The sequence below is a fragment of the Streptomyces sp. NPDC002838 genome (genome assembly GCF_040295365.1).
Lineage (GTDB): Bacteria > Actinomycetota > Actinomycetes > Streptomycetales > Streptomycetaceae > Streptomyces.
The window spans coordinates 38,383-58,113 of record NZ_JBEOVF010000037.1; the positions used below are offsets into that span (position 1 = coordinate 38,383).

Consider the following 19,731-nt stretch of genomic DNA (forward strand, 5'->3'; position numbering starts at 1 on the left):
CGTTCGGGTTTGCCGTTCAGCACGAGACTACGTGGTCCTTGTGGGCATCGCTCCAGCACTCTTTCGAGTGAGTCGACCGTGAGTCGTATACCTGATCAAGAGACACTTCCGGGCGGAAAAGAGACGAAAGCTACGCCTTCGCCACCCATTGGGAGGTAGGAAGGGTCCGGCATGTCAGCAACGTGATCGGTCGGATCAGGTAGGGAGTGCCGGGTGGGTCAGCAGCCGGAGATGCAGCCCGAGGGTCCGCCTCAGGACGGGCGGGGTGAGGGGGCGGCCGGGCTGCGGCCGGGCGATCTGACCGGGCGGGCGTTTCCGCTCGGCGACTGGGGTGAGCCCGCGGTGCGGCTCGATGAGCTGTACCGGTGGGTGGAGCGGTGGGCGCTGGACACCGCGGCGTGGTATCTGGCCGACCGGGTGTGGAAGCGGCGCGGGGCGCGGGTGCTGCGCGGGGGTGCGGCGGGTGGGGCGGTGGCTGGGGCCGCGTTGCCTCTGCTGGACATGACGGGGGTCGTCGGCGGGGTCGCCCCCTGGGGGTATCTGGCGTTGCTGCTGGGGGTGGCGTGTGTGGCCGGGGACCGGTACTTCGGGGTGACGTCCGGGTGGATAAGGGACGTGGCCACGGCTCAGGCCGTGCAGCGGCGGCTTCAGGTGTTGCAGTTCGACTGGGCCTCGGAGAGTGTGCGGGAGGTGCTGGGGCCGGCGGAGGGGACGGCCGGGGAGGCGGCCGAGCGGTGTCTGGGGGTGCTGCGGAGGTTTTCGGAGGACGTGACCGAGCTGGTGCGGGCGGAGACTGCCGACTGGATGGTGGAGTTTCGGACGGGGGCGACGCCGATGGGGATTCAGTCGGCGGGAGTGGTGGGGCAGCGCTCGGAGGCGGGGTCGGGTCAGGGGCGGTTTCCTATGCCGCCGGGGGCGGGGGCTCGGCCGAACATGCCTCGGCAGCGGCCGCCGGAGCCGAGGTGAGGTGAGGTGAGGTGAGGTGAGGTGAGCGGCGTGGGTGTGGGCACCGGGCTTTTTTCGCCCCCTCCGCCCCTACCCTTCCCGTCCCTGGGGGCTGCGCCCCCAGACCCCCGCTTCGGCCCGTAGGGCCTCGTCCTCAAACGCCGGACGGGCTGAAATCACCTGGCCGGCACTCGGGCGGGTGGGGCTGAAAAGGGCAGCCCGCACGCCTGTGAAGAAGCGCGGCCCTCAAGCCTGAGGGGCCGGGAACGCCACCGGGCTTCGCAGGCCCGCCCTGTTCACCGCCCTCACTCCGAAGAACACGTTGTCCTTGGACAGGTCGACCTCGTGTGTCGTCACGTCTCCCGTGTCGATCACGTGGGTCCACTCCGGGGACGTCGTCTCGCGCCAGACGATCTCGTAGCCGGTCAGGTCGGGTTCCGTGCCGCGGGTCCACACCAGCTGGGTGGAGTTCGTCAGGGTGGACGTCACGATCTTCGCGCCCTTCGGTGTGCCCGGGGCCTGGGCCAGGGTCCACAGGGTCGCCGCGTTCACCCGGGCCACGCGCGCGATGTAGTCGTAGTCGCAGAACTCCGGCAGGTCGCCGTACTGCTTGCCCGTCTCGTCGACGCGTACGTCCTGGTGCTGGTGGGCGAAGTCCTCGGCGGGCTCGGTGAAGCGGGCGGCGGGGTAGCCGCGTTCGAGGAAGGGGATGTGGTCGCCGCCGCGGCGGTAACGGTCGCGGCGGTAGATGACACGGACGTGCATACCGGTCGCGTCGTTGTCCGCGACGTCCCGGACGAAGCGGGCCAGTTGGCGGGTCGCGGAGTCGTTCTCGCCGCCGACCGAGCGGCGGATCGCGGCCTGTTCGGGGGTTTCCGAGGAGGGGACGCCCTCGGCGAACAGGCGGATCCGGTACGGGTCCCGCGTGCCGTCGTCCGCCGTCGGGCTGCCGATGATGTCGTTGGTGAACATGCCCTGGACGTCCGTGCCGTCCGCCTTCAACCGCTGGGCCATGTACGCCGATCCGTACAGGCCCTGCTCCTCCCCCGCCACCGCCGCGAACACGATCGTCGACGCCGGGCGGCGCTTCGCCATCACCCGGGCCAGTTCCAGTACGACGGCCACGCCGGACGCGTCGTCGTCCGCGCCCGGTGCGTCGGACGTGGCGTCCATGACGTCCGTGACGCGGGAGTCGTAGTGGCCGGAGACGACGTACACGCGCTCCGGGGTGACCGAGCCGCGGAGGGTCGCGAGGACGTTGGTGATGCGGGTCGGGGCCGGGATGCGGGGCGCCGGTTCCTGGACGTACGACTGGAGTTCCGCTGTCATCCGGCCTCCGGAGGCGACGGCGCAGGAGCGCAGTTCGGCGAGGAGCCAGTCGCGGGCGGCGCCGATGCCGCGGTGCGGGTCGTCCTGGACGGAGAGGGTGTGACGGGTACCGAAGGAGACGAGCTTGCGGACCGTCGCCTCGATGCGGTCCGGGTCGATCTCGCGGAGTAGGGCGCGGAGTTCGCGGGTGGGGGGTTGGGCGGTGGCGGGCGGGCGGCGGCTGCTGCCGGGCGGTACGGCCGCCTCCGCCGAGCTCGCCGCGCCTAATGACGCTGCCGCGCCGGTCGCCGCCGTCGCGGTCAGGACCGTCCTTCTCGTGGGGCTGGGACTCATGTGTCCTCCGTGGCTGCCGATGCCGGTCGACCCAGAAGGAATGGTCGTGGACCCGACAGCGGGGGGCAAGGGGGCCCCGGCCGACCCCGGTCCCGGCCAACCCCTAATCCTCCGCGCAGAGTTCCAGGCCTTCCGGCGTCCAGCACGGGATGTGGCCGTGGGTGCGGATGATGTCCTGGCCGTTGCCGCGGGCGAGGTAGGTCAGGAAGCTGGAGGCCAGGGAGTCGGCCGGGGGGCGGCCGTAGGTGTAGGCGTACTCGATCTCGCGGTACGGGTAGGGGTTCGTGCCGTGTTCGATGGCGTCGACGGAGGGGGTGTGGCCGTCGAGCTGGAGAAGGTGCAGGCCCTTGGCGTCGTCGGCGGCGTTGAGTTCGCTGTAGCCGATCGCGCCGGGGAGGCCGGCGACCGTTGTCAGGACCTGGTCGGTGGAGTCGAGTTCACAGCGGATGACGTCGAGCGTCGGGTCGTCCTTCTGAACGCAGTCGACGGAGGAGTTCGCGATTTCGCCGCGGCCCAGCACTCTTCGCTGAAACACCTGTCTCGTACCCGAGTTGGCGTCCCGGCTGACCAGGTGAACGGGGAGGTCGGGCCCGTTCAGCTCGCTCCAGTTCTTGACCTCGCCGCGGTAGATCCGTCGTACGTCCTCCGTCGACAGGCTGGTCAGACCGATGTCGTCGTTCACCACCAGCGCGAAGACCGACACCGCGACCCGGTTCTCCCGCAGCTCCGGCAGGCCACTCGGCTTGGGGCCGTCGGACAGGGCCACGATCGGCGGTGAGCCCTTCGTCCCCTGCTGCGCGCCGGCCGCCGCCAACTCCCGTACGCCCGCTGTCGACCCGTGCGGATCCACCTCGATGGTCGCGCCCTCGCAGTCCCCCTCGTACTTCTTCGCCACCTCGCGCAGCACGGGCGCGAACGCCGTCGAGCCGGTGAGCGTCAGCTCGCCGGTCGCGCAGCCGATCGGGGGGCGGGCGTCGTCGCGGGTGACGACGAGCGTGGCGAGCGTGAGTACGGAGACCGTGAGCATGATGGTGATCAGCCGGGCGGCGCGGCTGAACAGGGGTGGCTTGTCGTCCGGGGTCGCGCTGCGGTTCATGTGGACCACGCCGTCGCGGATGCCGCCGCTCAGCCGGATCTCGCTCTCGACGTCGCCGCCGGACAGCAGGACGAGCAGTTTGAAGTGGTCACGTGGGTTGAGCGGGACACGGGGGATGCGCAGGGTGTTGCCGTCGTAGCCGAAGCCCCGGGACGGGGTGAAGTGGTCCATGAGGTGGTCGGTGTCGGACGGCTGGGTGACCGAGACGCCGCGGATGACGCGGGCGGTGAAGACCGCGGTGAGGCCGTGGACTTCGGGGCTGGTGTAGTCGTCGCGGTCGATGCCCTGCGAGCCGTCGTTCTCGATGCGGAGCAGGACGAGGGTGGCGTCCGACATGTCCGGGGCCTCGTCGAAGAGGCCGAGGCGGACGTTGGCCCGGCCCATGCGGACGTCGTCGCCTATCGGGTTGTCCATCTGGACGCGGTAGCCGATGCGTTTGCGGCGCGGGGTCCGGCGTTCGTACCAGACCATGACGCCGGACGCGATGATGCCGAGGACCGCGGTGCCCACGGCCACGACGTTCTCTGCGCTCAGCAATTCCACCCTGGGTGCCCCCGCAACTCCCCGAGCCGGATCGTGGGGTCACACCGTACGGCGGTGCGCGGGCGTATTCCGGTTTGGTCGAAGGAAGTTCGCCGGACGTTCAACGAGGTTGCGGGGGCGGATGGTTCGTCACTGGCGGGTGTACGTCAGCTTCTCGTTGGTGGTGGTGTTCACGCGCTGGAGCCTGCCGTCCGGGAGCAGGGTGATCTCGGTGGCCTCGCCCGGTCCGCAGGAGGAGCGGGGCTGCCAGTTCGTCATGGTGGACGGGCCGATCCGCAACGGGCTGTTCGCGCTGGGGGCTTCGGCCAGGTCGGCCTCGAAGAGGCAGTGGTAGGTGCCGCCCGTGACGGGGCCGTCGGCGACCAGGGAGAGCACCGTGTCGCCCACCTCGCCCTGCCGGAGGGTCAGTCGGCGGGTGTGCCGGCCGTCGGCGTTGTCGATCGTGGTGGTCCAGGTGCCCAGGTAGGCGGCCGGGATCGTGCCGTCGGGCGGGGCTGAGGTGGTCGGCCCGGAGGGCGTCGGGGAGGCGGGCGAGGCCGGTTCGGTTGTGGTCGGTGCGGGGGTCGCGGGGGCGCTGGTGGAGGGGTCGCCACCGGCCTGCTTGTCACCGCCGCCGCTCATCAACGCGTAGACCGAACCACCGGCGGCGAGCGCGACGACCAGGGCGATGAGGACGAGCAGGGCGGTGGAACGGGCGTTTCTGTGGGGTGGCTCCTGGGGGGCGGCGGGCCCGTAGGGCGGGATCGGGCCGAGGGGTGGAGGGCCGTAAGGAGGGGTGGAGCCGAGGCTGCCGTGGGGGGCGTACGACGAGGGGGCGCCGGAGGTTCCGGGCGTCGCCGTCCAGGGGGCGGCGGTGCCGGGCTGCTGCGGGTGGCCGTACGCGGAGGGCTGCGGGTGCTGTTGGGGGTAGCCGTACGCGGGGTGAGCGGGGGCACCGGGTGCGGGCGGGGCGCCCGGGCCGGACTGGGACGTCGGACCGCCCGGCCCGGTGACGAGGGTGGGCAGGTGATCCAGCCGCGTACCGCCACCGGGCCGGCCAGGGGCGGGCGGGCCCGGGGAAGCGGCCGGGGTGGAGTCGTCGTCGGCGGGACCGTGTTCGGGCGAGGGGGCGGAGGCGGGGGCAGGGACACTGGGTGGTGCGGCGGAGCCGGGGCCGCTTCCCGGCCCGGCGGAGTCCGGCCCTTCGGCAGGAACGGCACCATCGTCCGGCGGCCCCGACGCACCCTCCTCCGCAGATGCCGCCGAGGCCCCCTCCCCCTCCGGATCCTCCGCATCCAGCAACCGCACCGCATGCCGCCCCAACTGCGCCACCAGCACGCTCGGCAGCCACGGGTCCCGGGAGCGGCCCCCGGCCACCGTGTCCTCCGCGCCCGTGCGGTCCAGGATGTGGTGCAGGGACGGTCTTGCCGTCGGGTCCTTCCTCAGGCAGGCGCGTACCAGGTCGGCGATGCCCTCGGGGACGCCCTCCAGGTCCGGTTCCTCCTGGGCGATGCGGAACATCAGGGCGTGGACGCCGCTGTTGGCCGTGCCGAAGGGGAGTTTGCCGGTGGCGGCGTAGGCGAGGACCGAGCCGAGGCAGAAGATGTCGCAGGCCGGTGTGATGCGGTCGCCCCGCACCTGTTCCGGCGCCATGAACCCGGGCGAACCGACGAGCGCGCCGGTGCGGGTGAGGCCGCCGTCCGTCACCGTCTCCAGCGCCCGCGCGATACCGAAGTCGATGACCCGGGGGCCGTCGATGGTCACCAGCACGTTGGACGGCTTGAGGTCCCGGTGGACGATCCCGGCCGCGTGGATGTCCCCCAGCGCGTGGGCCAGCCCCGCCGCCAGGATGCGTACCGAGCGCTCCGGCAGCGCCCCGTGGTCGTGGCCGACGACCTGCTGGAGGCTGGGCCCGGCGACGTACCCCGTGGCGACCCACGGCACCGCCGCCTCCGTGTCCGCGTCCAGCACCGGCGCCGTCCAGTACCCGCCGACCCGCCGCGCGGCCCGCACCTCCTGCCGGAACCGCGCCCGGAACTCGTCCTGCGCGGCCAGTTCCTCCCGCACCAGCTTGACGGCGACCGTACGACCCCGGTCCGACCGGGCCACGTACACCTGCCCCATCCCGCCGGCCCCGAGCCGCGCCAGCAGCCGGTACGAACCGATGCGCTGCGGATCCCCCGGCCCCAGTTTCTCCATGGCCGCGCCGCCTTCCCCCACACGTCAGCAACAGCCCGAGGATAGTGCGGGCCCACTGCGCCGTGAGCTGGGCGTCGTCTACGGTTCCGTAACGGGCTCGATCGGTTCCGTAACAGGCAGACCCATCTCGTCCAGCACCTTCGACAACCGTTCCAGGACCCGTACGGCGTCCGCCAGTTCGGCCTCGTCCCCGTACGCCTCCACCAGCCGGTCGGCGAACGCCGCGTGCCCGGGGTTGATCCGGGACACCGCCGCCCGACCCTGCTCCGTCGGCGCCAGGAGCTTCGCGCGGCGGTGGGCCGGGTTGGGGCGGTACTCGGCGAGCCCCTTGTCCACCAGCAGGTCGGCTATACGCTGCACGCTCTGCCGCGTGATGCCCATGGCGCGGGCGATGCCGGACACGGGCAGCGGCTCGCCGAGCACCGCGCCCAGCACCTGCCACCAGGCGGCGGTCAGACCCGCCGGGCGCGCCAACTCCTCCGCCACTGCCAGGAATTGGCCGTTCAGCCGGAAGACCCCGATCGCACTGCGGCTGAACAGGTCCTGTCGTTCCCGGCTCACTGCCGCGCCCCCGCCTTCTCCAGTACGGCGTACGCCTCGGCGTCGGAGTCGTGGAACAGCCGGTACCAGGCGTCCAGCACCTCACCCTCGTACACCCCGAGGAGCCCGAAGATCTCCCGGGCGAAGGCGACGGGTTCGGTGGGTCCGGCGGTGATCAGGCCCCGGTCGGTCACGGCGTCCGCGTCGACGTACCGCTCGCCGCCTCCGTAGCCCGTCGCGGCCAGGTAGAAGGAGACCGCGCTGGTGTGGTCCCGGTCGTCGAGCAGGCCCTCGCGCGCGAGCCCGGCGGTGGCCCCGCAGATGGCGGCGACGGGCACGCCGACGTCCAGGAAGGCGCGGGCCTTGCGGGCGAAGGGGGCGAGGTCGTCACTCGTGTCCCACAGATCGGCGCCCGGGAGGATCAGCAGGGAGCTGTCCTCCGGCCGTACGTCGTCCAGGGCCAGGTCCGGCTGGATGCGCAGACCGCCGACGGAGGTCACCGGTTCGCGGGTCGGGCCGACCGTCCGGATCTCGTACCCGGCGCGGGCGAGATACGCCGTCGCGTGCCCCGTCTCCCAGTCGGCGAGCGTGTCGTACACGGCGAGATACACGGGCTTGCGGTTCATGGCTGCCTCCTCGGGCCATTCCCACTTGATTAGATGACAACATGCTGTCATTTCGACAGTACACTGTCAAGCAACGAACCTTCGACAACCTGTCGCGGAAACCCACCGTCCACAGACAGGACGCCCATACCGCGTCCGCATCCCGGACATTTACGCTCGGGCGCATGACCCCTCAGCCAAACCCCGAGGTCGGCGCCGCCGTGAAGGCCGCGGACCGTGCGCACGTCTTCCACTCCTGGTCCGCGCAGGAGCTCATCGACCCGCTCGCCGTCGCCGGCGCGGAGGGGTCGTACTTCTGGGACTACGACGGCAAGCGGTACCTCGACTTCACCAGCGGGCTCGTCTACACCAACATCGGCTACCAGCACCCGAAGGTCGTCGCCGCGATACAGGAGCAGGCCGCGACCCTGTCCACCTTCGCGCCCGCCTTCGCGATCGAGGCCCGGTCGGAGGCCGCGCGGCTGATCGCCGAGCGGACGCCCGGCGACCTGGACAAGATCTTCTTCACCAACGGCGGTGCCGACGCCGTGGAGCACGCGGTGCGGATGGCACGGCTGCACACCGGACGGCCGAAGGTGCTGTCGGCGTACCGCTCGTACCACGGCGGTACGCAGCAGGCGATCAACCTCACCGGTGACCCCCGCCGCTGGGCCTCCGACGGTGCCGCGGCCGGTGTCGTGCACTTCTGGGCGCCCTTCCTCTACCGCTCCCGCTTCTACGCGGAGACCGAGGAGCAGGAGTGCGCGCGAGCCCTCGAGCACCTCGAGACGACGATCGCCTTCGAGGGGCCGGGGACGGTCGCCGCGATCGTCCTGGAGACGATTCCGGGCACGGCGGGGATCATGGTCCCGCCGCCGGGTTACCTCGCCGGGGTCCGCGAGATCTGCGACAAGTACGGGATCGTCTTCGTCCTGGACGAGGTCATGGCCGGGTTCGGACGCACCGGTGAGTGGTTCGCGGCGGATCTCTTCGACGTCGTACCGGACCTGCTGACCTTCGCCAAGGGCGTGAACTCCGGGTACGTGCCGCTCGGCGGTGTCGCCATCTCCCCGGCGATCGCGGAGACCTTCGGCAAGCGGCCGTACCCGGGCGGGCTGACGTACTCGGGGCATCCGCTGGCGTGCGCGGCGGCCGTCGCGACGATCAACGTCATGGCCGAGGAGGGCGTCGTCGAGAACGCGGCGAACCTCGGCACCTCCGTCGTCGAGCCGGCGCTGCGGGAGCTGGCCGAGCGGCATCCTTCGGTGGGCGAGGTGCGGGGCGTCGGCATGTTCTGGGCCGTCGAACTGGTGAAGAACCAGCAGACGCGGGAGCCGCTGGTGCCGTACAACGCGGCCGGCGAGGCGAATGCCGCGATGGCCGCCTTCGGGGCGGCCGCCAAGAAGCAGGGGCTGTGGCCGTTCATCAACATGAACCGGACCCACGTCGTGCCGCCGTGCAACGTGAGCGAGGCGGAGCTGAAGGAAGGCCTGGCGGCGCTGGACGCGGCGCTGTCCGTGGCGGACGAGTACACGGAGTAGGCGGCACGATGCCCGGGCGGAGCTGCGCCGGACCGGCCGGGCGTAAGTAGCAGGTACCGGGGCGACTCGAACGCGTAAGGTGGCGTGCTCGTAGACATATACGTGTACGCCACCCGATCGCGACGAGGGAGACGCCCCGACCATGCCCGGCACCAGCGGCAACGCCGCTGTGACCCGCAGCACCCTGCGCCAGCAGATCGCCGACGCGCTTCGCGACGAGGTGCTGGCCGGGCGGCTGCAACCGGGGCAGGAGTTCACGGTGAAGGAGATCGCCGAGCAGTACGGGGTCTCGGCGACGCCCGTGCGCGAGGCCCTGGTCGATCTGTCCGCGCAAGGGCTGCTGGAGGCCGACCAGCACCGGGGCTTCCGTGTACACGAGTACTCGGTCGAGGACTTCCGGGGCATGCTCGAGGCCCGCAGCCTGGTCACCGAGGGGATGTTCCTGGCGCTGGACCACGGCCACAAGGCCTACCGGGACCTCGACGACCCCCGCACGGCCGCCGCCGTCGCGGGAGTGCGCCGACGCGGCGAGGAGGCACAGCGCGCGGCCGCCGCCGGTGATCTCACCGTCCTGATCGGCTACGACCTGCGCTTCTGGCGCGAGCTGAGCAGCCTGTTCGGCAATCCCTACCTCGCCGACTTCCTGCAGCGGCTGCGCGTACAGACCTGGGTGTGCACCGTGCAGCACCTGCGTCGGCTGACCGAGCTGCGCGGCCGGCTGTGGTCCGGGTACACGGAGCTGGTGGACGCCCTCGCGTGCCGCGACACCGCGAGCGCCCGGTCGATCGTGGCCGAGTACAACGCCCATGCCCTGGCACTGATCGAAGGGCTCGCCGCCGGGTGAGCGGGGCGGGGTCGGGTATGGGACCTGCACGACAGCAGCGCACTCGCACTGTGCACGACCGCAGCGCACTGCGCGCCGTACCGATTACCCTGCCCTGACCACTGTGTGACAACGACCGCGCGCCGCGAGTATCCGAGGAGCTGACTTTTGGCCTGTGACCTGTGGCTGGTGCCGCTTGTGGACGTGTTGTGCCACACCCCGGACAATCCGTTCGCCGAGGAACTCGCGCAGTACAACAAGGCGCTCACCGAGGCCGGGCTCCCGCCGGTGCCGGTGTACCAGTACATGCCGGGACTGTCCGGCGAGGTCGCCCCGGTGGCGGGCTTCGACTACGACGCGCTGCACTTCCTGCGCCGTGCCTATCTGCTCCAGGTGTGCGGGCTGCCGGTGACGCCGGTGGACGAACTGGGCGGCGACTACGAGCAGTTGCTGGAGATGTTCGAGGCGACGGCCCAGCAGTCGCATCTCGTCTGGCACTACGACCACGCGGGCGCGTACGTCCCCGTCGACTTCCCGCACCCCCTCTCCAACGACGAACTCCTCGCGGGCGGCGGCCCGTTGGGCTCGTCCCAGACGCTGTTGCGGGAACTGGAGTTCGTGGCCCCCTCGCTCGGCATCGACCCGGCCAACCCCCCGGCGCCGCCGGATGCTCCGCAGGGCCCCACGGAGTTGGAGGAGCCTGCCGTACCCGCTCCCTACGACCCCAGCCCCTTCTCCCGCGAGCGGCATGTGTGGCTGGGGCTGCACGCGGCGGCTACGCGGAGTCTGGCGCAGGGGTCGATGATCATCTTCAGCTGACGGGACATCCGACGGCGGAGGGCGCCCTCCGAGTGGGCGCCCTCCATGTCGAGTCGTGTCAGCTCTGCTCGACGATGCGGATCGTACGGATTCCGGTGCCCCGGTACCGGGTGGGTGTCCTGGTCAGGACAGGTCGGCCGCGCGGCCACTCGACGGTGGGCAGGGCCAGGTGCAGTACGTGGGCGCCGCTCCAGTCGGCCTCCCCCTTGCCGTCCCCCTGCTCGTCCCCGGCGACCGCCGTCCGCAGACGCTTGCCCACGGCTGCCGCCGCCGCGAAGTCGAGCCCTTCGATGTTCACGGACGGCAGCGCGCCGAGGTGCTCGGCGACCCCTGCCCGCTCGCACTCCGCGGCGGCGAGGCTGAGCGCGGGGATGTAGACCCGCAGGGCGGGGTCCTTCTCCGCCTCGACGACGAGCCGGGACGCCATGCTGTTCCCCGCCCCGAGCGCCAGCGCGGCCGTGTCGTCGAAGATGACGGCACGCGGCAGCGGATACGGCTCCTTCTCCGTCACTGGACCTCCCCGATGCGCCCGGCCTCCAGGTCGGCCCACAGCTTCTCGCCGGCCTTCTCGTCCTCCTCCGTGTACGGCCTGCCGAGGAAGTGTTCCTCGACGTACGCCTTGGTCTCCTCGTACCGCTTGCGCAGCTCTTCCTTGGTGGGCGTGGCCCCGGCCAGCTCCGCCACGAGGTCCCGCATGGTGATCCCACGCTCCCGGGCCAGCTCCTGAAGGCGGTCTCGGACAGCGGGGTCGACCTTGATCGTGGTGTCAGCCATGAGCACAGTATACCGGTGGTATACCACCTCAGGGCGTTCGAGTGTGACAGTCATCGACACTCCGTTTCTCTCGAAGGACCCGGCGAGCGAGTGCGGCCGGGAGTCTGTGCAGGCCTACGCGGGCGCCGCCTGCCCCCTCAGCAGGGCACGGGCGATCGCGCCGCCCCGCCGCGCGGCCTCGCGGTACGCGGAGGCGCCGGGCTTGCGGAGCTCGACCTCGACGGTCGTGACCGGTTCGGTCGCGCTCGGCCCGGCCGGGCGCTTGCGGCGCAGGCGGTTCTCGACGATGGCGGCGGCCGAGTACAGGCGGCGTGGCAGGCCGTCGGTCAGGGCCGCCCGGATCTGGGCGCTGCTGGCGCCCGCCTCCCACCACTCCTCCACCAGCGGCGCGAGCCGCAACGCCTCGGCGGCGCCGAGGGTGAGCCGGGGCTCGGTACGGCCGAGCGAGCCGAGGAGCTTGGCGGCGAGCGCGGTGCGCTCGCTGGGCGCGGGCTCGGGCGGCGGGGAGGGAGGTTCTTGTTCCCCGGTCTTTTCTCCCGAAGGGAGATCGCCCGACGGGGCGACCTCCGACTCGCCGGAGGCCAGGTTCTGGGCTTCTTGCGATTCACCCGTGGGTGGCTCGTCCTCGTACGGAGTGTCGAACACCTCGTAGACCGTGAAGAGTTGGCCCGTCTCCCGGCTCTTGTGCACCACTCGCCGCAGATACCGCGATTCCTCCAGCTCATGCAGGGCGGCGGCGATCCGGGCCCGCCCCTCCTTGCGCTGATCAGCGAGCGTGCGGATGGTGACGCGGGCCTCGTTCGGGAGGCTCAATAGGTACGTCAGTACGCCGACCGCGCACCAGGAGATGCTCCGGTCGCGGAGGAGAGCGTTGGAGAAGACGGAAAAGGCGCGCGTGGGCGTCGTACGATGAATGCGCATCGGGAGGGCTTGCTCCTGCTGTCGAGCCCCCGGGTGTTGGCGCACCGCGGGGGCGTTTCTGTTGGCGTGACTCTATGGGCACGCAGAGCGACGAGCGCAAGCCGGAACCGGGGTTTTCCAGGCGGAAGTTCGCGTTCTTCACTCGGGCGAGTGAAGGGCGGCTCGCAGCAGGAGCGTGTGGACTCGGTCGTCCGGGCTCGTGGGGCGGTAACGCCAAGTCAGCGGCCAGGTGAGGCCGTTGAGGGCCGGGACCGGGATGTACGAGATGTGGTGCGGGCCCGCGGTGAGGCGGGTGACGCCGGGTGGCCAGGAGCGGTAGGCCGTACTGCCGACCGTGACCAGGAAGTAGACCCCGCGACGTCCGGTCGCCTCCTCGACGACCGGGCCGGGGGCGCCGCCGGTCATGTGGGCGAGGCGGTCGGCGAGGGCGCGGCCCTCGTCGCCGTCCACCCGGACCGCGTCGAACTGAACGCCTGCCTTGCGGAGTTGGATGCCGGTGAGGGGGATCCACTTCAGGTCACTTTGCGTGTTCATGGGGCCAGTTTCCGCAGGCGGAGCTACCGCCATCCATAACTCTGCGTCGACCATCGGCAACGGTCGGGAATCGGCAGGGATCACTGGTGACCGGTTGAGTTCGGTTGAGTTCGGGGGTGACCGCGATGGCGCGGGCGGAGAACAAGGTCGAGGCGAACGGAACGGCACATCTGGTTGCCGCGCTGGCGAAGGCACTGCGTGAGCAACAGCAGCTGTCTCAGGAGGAGTTGGGACGGAAGATCGGCTACACCGGGTCGGCGGTGAGCGCGATGGAGACGTGTGCGCAGCCGGCGAGTGATCAGATGCTGGTGCGGTTGGAGGAGACGTTGGGGGCGGGATTGGGCGTGTTCGAGAGGGCGCGCGAGTTGATTCGGCTGGACAGGTATCCGCCTCAGTTCAAGGGCTACATGCGCTTGGAGCAGCGGGCGTTGACGTTGTCGTCGTACTCGACCTTTGTGGTCCACGGACTCTTCCAAACCGAGGCGTACGCTCGTGCTCTGATCGGTGGCGGGTATCCGCCCCTCAAAGACGAGCGCGTGGAGGAACTGGTCGAGGCGCGACTGGCCCGGCGAGCACTCTTCGATCGCGAGCCCACCGCACTGATCGAGTTGATCGTCGAGGAGTCCGCGCTGCGCCGAGTCATCGGGAGCCGCGAAATCATGCACGAGCAGATGCTGCACCTCGCCGAGCGCGCCCGGCTCCGGAACGTCACCTTCCAGGTGTTGCCGATGGACTGCGGTCTCAGCGGCGCGCACTTCGGGGATCGCGGCGACATGGCACTTGTGGAGATCCTCGACCACGAGCACCTCGTTTACCTGGAGGCGCAGGACGAAAGCCTCCTGGTGAGCGACCCTGGAAAGGTGGCGACATACTCCCAGCGTTATGCGAAGATCCGCTCACAGGCCCTCGGCCCACACGAATCTCTGGGCCTCGTCGAGCAGTTGGCAGGAGAGCGCCAATGACCAGCAATCTGCAGTGGTTCAAGTCCAGCTACAGCAGCAGCGCCGGCGGCGAATGCCTCGAAGCCGCCTCCGACGTGGACGCCATCCACATCCGCGACTCCAAGAAGAACCCCGACGGCCCGCACCTCACCGTCTCCGGCGAAGCCTGGGCCGCCTTCCTCGCCCTCCCCCACGCCCCCTAACCCCAAAAGATGTGCCACTTCCCCCAAAACCGTCACATCTTTCTGCCACAACGCCCCCGCACCGGGTGATCTGCGACGGACTTCCCGGAATCCCCACCGCCGCTGCGCGACGCTGATCGGCATGAGTGGATTCCTCAACGCCAAGGCGCCGCCCGGGACGGGCACCGTGTACCGGGCAACCCTGGAGGCGCTGGCGCAGTACGGGCCTCGGCGGGCCGGAATGACGCAGATCGCGCGTCTCGCCGCTACCAACCGCCCCTTTCTCTACCGCAACTGGGCGAGCCGCGAGGCGCTGGTCCGAGAGGCCACGCGGCTGGAGCTGAAGCGACTGCTGTTCCTGGCCCGCGAGGTGGCGGATCCCTTGCCACCCCGGTGTCTCGAGGCGCGCTTCGTGGTGCGTGCGGCGCGTCTGGTGCGAGAGCACCCGGTCGTCGGGACCATGGCCCGCACCGCCCCGGAGACGGTGCACGCCGCGATCCTGCGACCGGTCACCGAGTGGCACGCGATGGCATGGTCCTGGCTGTGCGGCCACGTGACGGCCCATCTCGCAGCGGGCGCGGAGCGGGACAGCACCACCATGGCCGTCCTCACCACGGCACTCCCCTACGCCCTCACTCCGCCCGCGGACTCCTCGGATCCGAAGGGACGCGCCACGATCGACGCCCGCTTGAGTACGGCCGTACACCTCTGCCTGCGCGCCTCGTCGGCCTGCCCGCCCCCGTGTCAGCCGCAGGACGTGCGGTAGGCCAGGTGCGGGAACATGCGTTTCCACTGGTCTCCGGAGACGCTCAGGGGGAGAGAGTCACACAGGTCCTCGTAGAGGCGGTCGGTGTCGAGGTCGAGTACGAAGGTCCGCGGCCCCGGCAGCGCGGTCCGTGTGTCGTCGACGGTGACGGCCAGCCAGCGGCGGTCCTGCGGTGAGGCTGCCGGTGGCACGGTTACGGTGCCCGCGTTCTCCAGGGTGGCGAGTTCGGGAGTGCGCCATTGCCCGTCCTGCCCGACGGACCAGACGCGGTGGGGCTCACTCGTCACCGCGTAGCGGCCGTCGGCGGTGGTGTCGATCGACGTGATCTCGCCGTCGAGCCGTAGGACGTCGTGCTTCTTCCGGGGACGGGAGGGGTGGGTGACGTCCCAGAACTCGACGGTTCCGTCCTTGAGTGCCGTCGCCAACTCGCCTTTTCTCGTGGGGTGATAGCCGCCGGGTGCGGCCGGGAGCGGTTTGCCCTCGGCGGGCTGTGCGGGCCGGGAGAGGTCCCATAGCCGCGTGATGTCCCCCACTTCCTCGGTCATCAGCAGCTGGGACGAGTCCACGTACGCCGCACCCTCCATCGCCGCCGCCCAGTCGATCTGCCCGCCCTTGCGGGGCCGGGCGGGGTCGGAGACGTCCCAGAACCTGATGTCCTGTCCCGCCTCCACCGTCGCCAAGGTCTGCGAACCGGCGAACCACAGGCTCCCCGTATCGAAAAGGCCGCCGCTCGCCCGTGCCGGGACCGTGCCCCGGTGGACGGGTTTCGCCGGATCCCGGATGTCCCACAGGGCGATGGCGGGCTCTTCCCGCGAGCCCACCGCGAGGAGACGGCCGTCGGGACTCACCACGGCGTGCGGGACATCGGCGGTGAGCGGGATGCTGCCGCCTTTCTTCGGCGGCCCGTCGGAGTCGAACTCCCAGAGCTGGAAGGTGTGGCCCAGCCCTCCGGTCCAGTTGTGCGCCAGGAGCACCGGCGTCTTGCGCCTGGTCAGGAAGTACCTGGCCTCCCATCCCTTCGGCAGGGTGTACCGGACCTTCGGTCTGTGGAGGTCGCTGACGTCCCACACCCGTGTCGTGACCTCGCCTTCCTCGTTGCCATGCCTGGCGATGACGAATCTGCCGTCGGCGCTGAACGAGCCGGTACCCGCCTCGTACCCGGTGGGCACGCTGCCCTCGATCATGGGCGCCCAGGGCCGCTCGGGCCACAGCCGCACCTCTCCGCCTACCTCACCGGCCGCCAGGTACCGGCCGTCCGGGCTGTAGGCGACCGACTGAGCCGGTTCGCCCGACGGCAGAACGTCATTGCCGAGCATGCCGCCGTCCACCAGATCCGACACCTTCGCGGGCATCCCGGACCGCTGAACGCCGTGCTCCCTGTCCGCTCCCGCAAGGAATCTGCCGTCTCTGCTGAAGACGAGCGACGGAATACCGTCGCCGCCGTCGCCCCAGTAGTCCCGGTACTCCTCCGCCACCACACGACGCAGTTCCCGGCCGCCCTTCATCTCCCACCAGGCGATCTTCCCCTCCCCGCCGACCGCGACGACCAGGTCGCGCCGGGGATGAGCCGCGACCGCCATGACCGTGTCGGCGCGTTCCGTGTCCCGCAGCACGGGCCGGCCCGGATCGCTCACGTCCCACAGCCGCACCTGTGCGCTACCGCTCCCCGGCTCTTCGTTGCCGTTGCCCGTGATCAGGTGTCGCCCGTCCCGGGTGAACGCCAGGGAGATCAGCTCCACCTCCGCCACCGTCCGCTGCGCCCGCAGTGAAGGGTGCGCGGGGTCGCTCACGTCCCACAGCCGCAGCCGTCCCTTCTTGCTGCCCGCCGCGAGCGTCCTGCCATCCCCGCTGAACGCCAGGGTGAACGTCGTGCCTCCGTCGATGCGCAGCCGCGACAGCCGCTTCGGGTTCTTCGGGTCCGCGGTGTCCCACAGCGTCAGTTCGTCCTCCGACTGCGCGGCCAGCAGACGCGAGCGCGGGTGGTAGGCGATGGCCCCGAAGCCGCTCCGCAGCGTGAACCGGCCCGCCTCCACCGGAACGGCCGGCTCGGACATGTCCCACAGCTGGACCCGGCCACCCCGATGGCTGACTGCCAGGACCTCGCCGTCGGGGCTGTAGGCGAGGTTGAGCACCGGCTTTCGGTGCGGCTTCGCCGGGACGAGGTGGATCGGCGCGATGGTCGTCGCCGCCGTGTACAGGCTGGAGCGGCTCTCCGGTGTCGCGGCGGTGCGGTACGCGGCCAGGCTGAGGCGGAGGGCGGTCTGCGGGTCGCGTTCGCGCATGGTGTCGGCCTGGTTGGCCAGCTCCCTGGCGATCAGGCTGGCTTCGCGGCTCGCCGCCTGCCGGTTCTCGTAGGACGCCCAGCCGAAGAGCGAGGCGGCCACCAGAAACAAAGCCAAAAGCCCGGCGATCCACGCCCGGGTGACGAAGCGTCTGCGCCGCTGCGCCCGATCGCTCGCGGCGACGAAATCCCGTACCACCTGACGGACGGGAACACGTACGACCGCCGCCCCGGCAGCGACGACTGCCCCGGGGACGGGCACCCCGGCCGCGACCGCCGGCCCGGTCCCCGAGGCTGTCTGGGCCACCTGAGCCATATGGGCCGCCTGGGCCACGTGGACCGCCTGTACCGCCTGCACCGCCTGCACCGCCGGAGCCTCATGGACTACATGGGGCCCCTGGGCCCTTTCGGCTGCTTCGGCCCCCTGAGTCGGCCTGGCACCCTGGGTCGCCGGAGTCCCATGGGATACCTGGGCCGCCCGGGCCGCTTCTGACTGGGCCGCTTCGGCCACCTGCGTCACCAGAGCCCCATGGGCCGCCCGAGTCGCCTGGCCGTGGTCCGCCGTGAGCTTCTTCGCCTCCTCAAGGGCCGTGCCCTCGTAGAGACCGCTCGGCTCGCGTCCGGCCTCGTCCCAGCCCTCCGCCGCCGCGGTCAGCCGTCGCAGCCGGAGCAGGTCGTCACGTACCTCGTCGATCCATCCGCTCAGCCTCCGCCACGCGTGCAGCAGCGAGTCGTGGCCGAGCCGTGCCCCGCCCTCCTCGTCCACGACGACCAGCCGGGCGTCCGCGAGCCTGCGCAGCAGCTCCTCGCCGCCCGCCAGTTCCTCCGGCGGCACGCGGCGGCGCATCAGCCGTCCCTCGCCGTCGGCCACATGGACCATCGCGAGCAGCAGGCTCCGCAGGTCCCTGCGGCCGGTCTCGTCGAGACCGGCGTAGATCTCGTCGGCGGCCCGGGCCACCGCGTCCCGTATGCCTCCGGCGTCGCGGTATCCGGCGTACGTGAGCGTCGTCCCCCGCCGTCGCAGCCAGATCTCCCGCAGGGCGTAGGCCAGGAAGGGCAGCGCGGCGGCGTCACCTCCGGTGTGCCGCTCCTCGTTCACGTCACGCCGCAGGAGCTGCGGTACGCCTTCCTCCCACCGCAGGCCCGCGTACTCGGCCGGGCCCACGATCGCGGCCTCGACCTCCACGTCGCTCAGCGCGGGCACGGCGAAGTGGCCCTTGCGCACAAAGGGCGCCAGGCGGGGATCGCTCAGGGCGTCGCCGTAGTAGTCGGCGCGCAGGGCCAGGACGAGCCGCGGGCCGTCCGCGTCGTCTGCTCCCGCCGCGGTGAGCGCGGCGGCGAAACGCTCCCTTTCGGCGTCGTCCGAGCAGAGCGTGAAGTACTCCTCGAGCTGGTCGACGACGAGGACGCGCGGCGCCCGCCCGGCCGTGGGCGTGGGGCGGCTGAAGCGCCCCTGCTCCAGGTCCCGTACGACGTCGGCAGGCGCCCTGCCCACCGCCGCCGCCCACGCCCCGGCCAGCGCCCGGAACGGCCGCTCACCCGGCGCGGGCACCATCCGCACGGGCCCGAGCCCCGCCCGCGGCGCGGCCACGCTCAGCCCCGCCCGCAGCAGCGAGGACTTCCCGACGCCCGACGGCCCCACCAGGACCACCGGCTCACCGGGCCGCGCCTGCTCGACCCGCTGGAGCAGTTCTTCGGTCAACTCCTCCCGGCCGAAGAAGAGATGGTGCTGTTCGGGCAGGAACGGGAGGATGCCGGGATAGGGACAGACGGCGTCCGTGTCCGGGGCGTCGGCCTCGGTCGGGCCGTCGGCCGTCACCGGGGTGTACCGGTGGTTGACGGCGAGGGTCAGCTCCCCCATGCGCGCGGTGCCGCCGCCGTAGGGACGCGCCGCGCTGCCCTGGAGCCGCTGGTCGAGCAGGCGGTAGAGGCTGCCCAGCGTCAGCCACTTCGGGCCGCCCGCGTCGCCCTCCCGCAGCAGGCGCAGCAACTCGCCGCTGAAGAGGGTGTGCTCCGCGCCCTGCGGGGCGTACGCCAGGGCGCCTCGCAGGGCGGACGCGAGCAGATAACTGCCGTCGGGCCGCGCGCCGCCGAACGGGTCCGTGGCGGGCGGCCGGGCCGGCTCCTGCGCGCCTCCCGCGAAACAGCAGTCGAGGATCACGACCGGGTCCGCGGCGGCGTCGCTCAGATAGCGCTCGACCTCGGCGTAGGGCACGGAGTGCGCCGTGTCGGTCTGCGACTTGGTCGTCGCCGTCGCCAGATACAGCCGCCGGCCGGGTCCGCGCAGCCCGTGTCCGACGAAGTAGAAGAGAACCGTTCCGCCCTCGTACCGCTCCTGAGTGGGCTCGGCCCGCTCGACGGCCGCCGCCAGCGCCTCCAGGACGTCGCTCGGTGACTGCGGGTCGGTGAGCAGCGTGACCCGGTCGCCCATGCCGCACACCGTGCTCAGCGCCTCGGCCACGGCCTGCGCCGACCGTACGGCTGACGGCAGTCCGGGCAACAGCTGCCCGGGGTGGGTCGCCGTACCGACCACCACTGCGTGGCAGCCGGCCCCCGCCACATCCGGTCTCCCCCGTACGG

At 71.3% G+C, this 19,731-nt stretch carries 17 protein-coding genes; 7 read left to right on the forward strand and 10 right to left on the reverse strand.

What is annotated here, in order from left to right; translation table 11 throughout:
• Positions 1–231 precede the first annotated feature (231 nt).
• Positions 232–966: an SLATT domain-containing protein gene (locus ABT063_RS35785; RefSeq protein ID WP_502990947.1), complete on the forward strand. Its 735-nt coding sequence runs from the start codon at positions 232–234 to the stop codon at positions 964–966.
• Between the two features lie 225 nt (positions 967–1,191).
• Here ABT063_RS35785 and ABT063_RS35790 read toward each other — a convergent pair whose 3' ends face one another.
• The 5 genes from ABT063_RS35790 to ABT063_RS35810 all read right to left on the reverse strand — a co-directional run bounded on the left by ABT063_RS35790 (position 1,192) and on the right by ABT063_RS35810 (position 7,590).
• Positions 1,192–2,607 carry a M20/M25/M40 family metallo-hydrolase gene (locus tag ABT063_RS35790; protein WP_351064323.1) on the reverse strand — a complete coding sequence of 472 codons (1,416 nt, stop codon included), beginning with the start codon at positions 2,605–2,607 and terminating at the stop codon, positions 1,192–1,194.
• A gap of 103 nt (positions 2,608–2,710) precedes the next feature.
• Entirely contained in the window at positions 2,711–4,246 is a 1,536-nt protein-coding gene (locus ABT063_RS35795) for a substrate-binding domain-containing protein (RefSeq protein WP_351064325.1), read from the reverse strand.
• Between the two features lie 129 nt (positions 4,247–4,375).
• Positions 4,376–6,424, reverse strand: a complete 2,049-nt coding sequence (locus ABT063_RS35800) for a serine/threonine-protein kinase (protein ID WP_351064327.1) — start codon at positions 6,422–6,424, stop codon at positions 4,376–4,378.
• 78 nt (positions 6,425–6,502) lie between these two features.
• The gene (locus tag ABT063_RS35805) at positions 6,503–6,985 is read right to left on the reverse strand and encodes a MarR family winged helix-turn-helix transcriptional regulator (RefSeq protein ID WP_351064328.1); all 483 of its coding nucleotides are present in this window, start codon (positions 6,983–6,985) and stop codon (positions 6,503–6,505) included.
• On the reverse strand, positions 6,982–7,590 hold the full coding sequence (locus tag ABT063_RS35810; RefSeq protein WP_351064330.1) for a type 1 glutamine amidotransferase family protein: 609 nt from the start codon (positions 7,588–7,590) through the stop codon (positions 6,982–6,984). Before ABT063_RS35810 ends, ABT063_RS35805 begins: the two co-directional genes overlap by 4 nt.
• 164 nt (positions 7,591–7,754) lie before the next feature.
• Here ABT063_RS35810 and ABT063_RS35815 point away from each other — a divergent pair, with 164 nt between their 5' ends.
• The 3 genes from ABT063_RS35815 (at position 7,755) to ABT063_RS35825 (ending at position 10,752) form a co-directional block, all read left to right on the forward strand.
• A complete protein-coding gene (locus tag ABT063_RS35815; RefSeq protein ID WP_351064332.1) occupies positions 7,755–9,110 on the forward strand; it encodes an aspartate aminotransferase family protein in 1,356 nt (451 codons plus the stop codon).
• A gap of 142 nt (positions 9,111–9,252) precedes the next feature.
• Positions 9,253–9,954, forward strand: a complete 702-nt coding sequence (locus ABT063_RS35820; protein WP_351064334.1) for a GntR family transcriptional regulator — start codon at positions 9,253–9,255, stop codon at positions 9,952–9,954.
• 147 nt (positions 9,955–10,101) lie between these two features.
• The gene (locus tag ABT063_RS35825; RefSeq protein ID WP_351064335.1) at positions 10,102–10,752 is read left to right on the forward strand and encodes a putative DNA-mimic protein; all 651 of its coding nucleotides are present in this window, start codon (positions 10,102–10,104) and stop codon (positions 10,750–10,752) included.
• A 58-nt stretch (positions 10,753–10,810) separates the two neighbouring features.
• Here ABT063_RS35825 and ABT063_RS35830 read toward each other — a convergent pair whose 3' ends face one another.
• The 4 genes from ABT063_RS35830 to ABT063_RS35845 form a co-directional block, all read right to left on the reverse strand.
• Positions 10,811–11,263 carry a PIN domain-containing protein gene (locus tag ABT063_RS35830; RefSeq protein WP_351064337.1) on the reverse strand — a complete coding sequence of 151 codons (453 nt, stop codon included), beginning with the start codon at positions 11,261–11,263 and terminating at the stop codon, positions 10,811–10,813.
• Entirely contained in the window at positions 11,260–11,526 is a 267-nt protein-coding gene (locus tag ABT063_RS35835) for a cupin domain-containing protein (RefSeq protein WP_351064339.1), read from the reverse strand. Before ABT063_RS35835 ends, ABT063_RS35830 begins: the two co-directional genes overlap by 4 nt.
• Positions 11,527–11,640: 114 nt before the next feature.
• Positions 11,641–12,447 carry a hypothetical protein gene (locus ABT063_RS35840; RefSeq protein WP_351064341.1) on the reverse strand — a complete coding sequence of 269 codons (807 nt, stop codon included), beginning with the start codon at positions 12,445–12,447 and terminating at the stop codon, positions 11,641–11,643.
• A gap of 138 nt (positions 12,448–12,585) precedes the next feature.
• Positions 12,586–12,981, reverse strand: coding sequence for a hypothetical protein (locus ABT063_RS35845; RefSeq protein WP_351064342.1), 396 nt, complete (start codon positions 12,979–12,981; stop codon positions 12,586–12,588).
• A 125-nt stretch (positions 12,982–13,106) separates the two neighbouring features.
• Here ABT063_RS35845 and ABT063_RS35850 point away from each other — a divergent pair, with 125 nt between their 5' ends.
• From ABT063_RS35850 to ABT063_RS35860, 3 genes are all read left to right on the forward strand, one after another.
• Positions 13,107–13,943, forward strand: a complete 837-nt coding sequence (locus tag ABT063_RS35850; RefSeq protein WP_351064430.1) for a helix-turn-helix domain-containing protein — start codon at positions 13,107–13,109, stop codon at positions 13,941–13,943.
• A complete protein-coding gene (locus tag ABT063_RS35855; protein WP_351064344.1) occupies positions 13,940–14,125 on the forward strand; it encodes a DUF397 domain-containing protein in 186 nt (61 codons plus the stop codon). The genes ABT063_RS35850 and ABT063_RS35855 overlap by 4 nt, the downstream gene beginning before the upstream one ends.
• Positions 14,126–14,246: 121 nt before the next feature.
• Positions 14,247–14,870: a TetR/AcrR family transcriptional regulator gene (locus ABT063_RS35860; protein WP_351064345.1), complete on the forward strand. Its 624-nt coding sequence runs from the start codon at positions 14,247–14,249 to the stop codon at positions 14,868–14,870.
• Here ABT063_RS35860 and ABT063_RS35865 read toward each other — a convergent pair.
• Positions 14,849–19,711, reverse strand: a complete 4,863-nt coding sequence (locus tag ABT063_RS35865) for a caspase, EACC1-associated type (protein WP_351064347.1) — start codon at positions 19,709–19,711, stop codon at positions 14,849–14,851. The genes ABT063_RS35860 and ABT063_RS35865 overlap by 22 nt on opposite strands.
• Positions 19,712–19,731 lie beyond the last annotated feature (20 nt).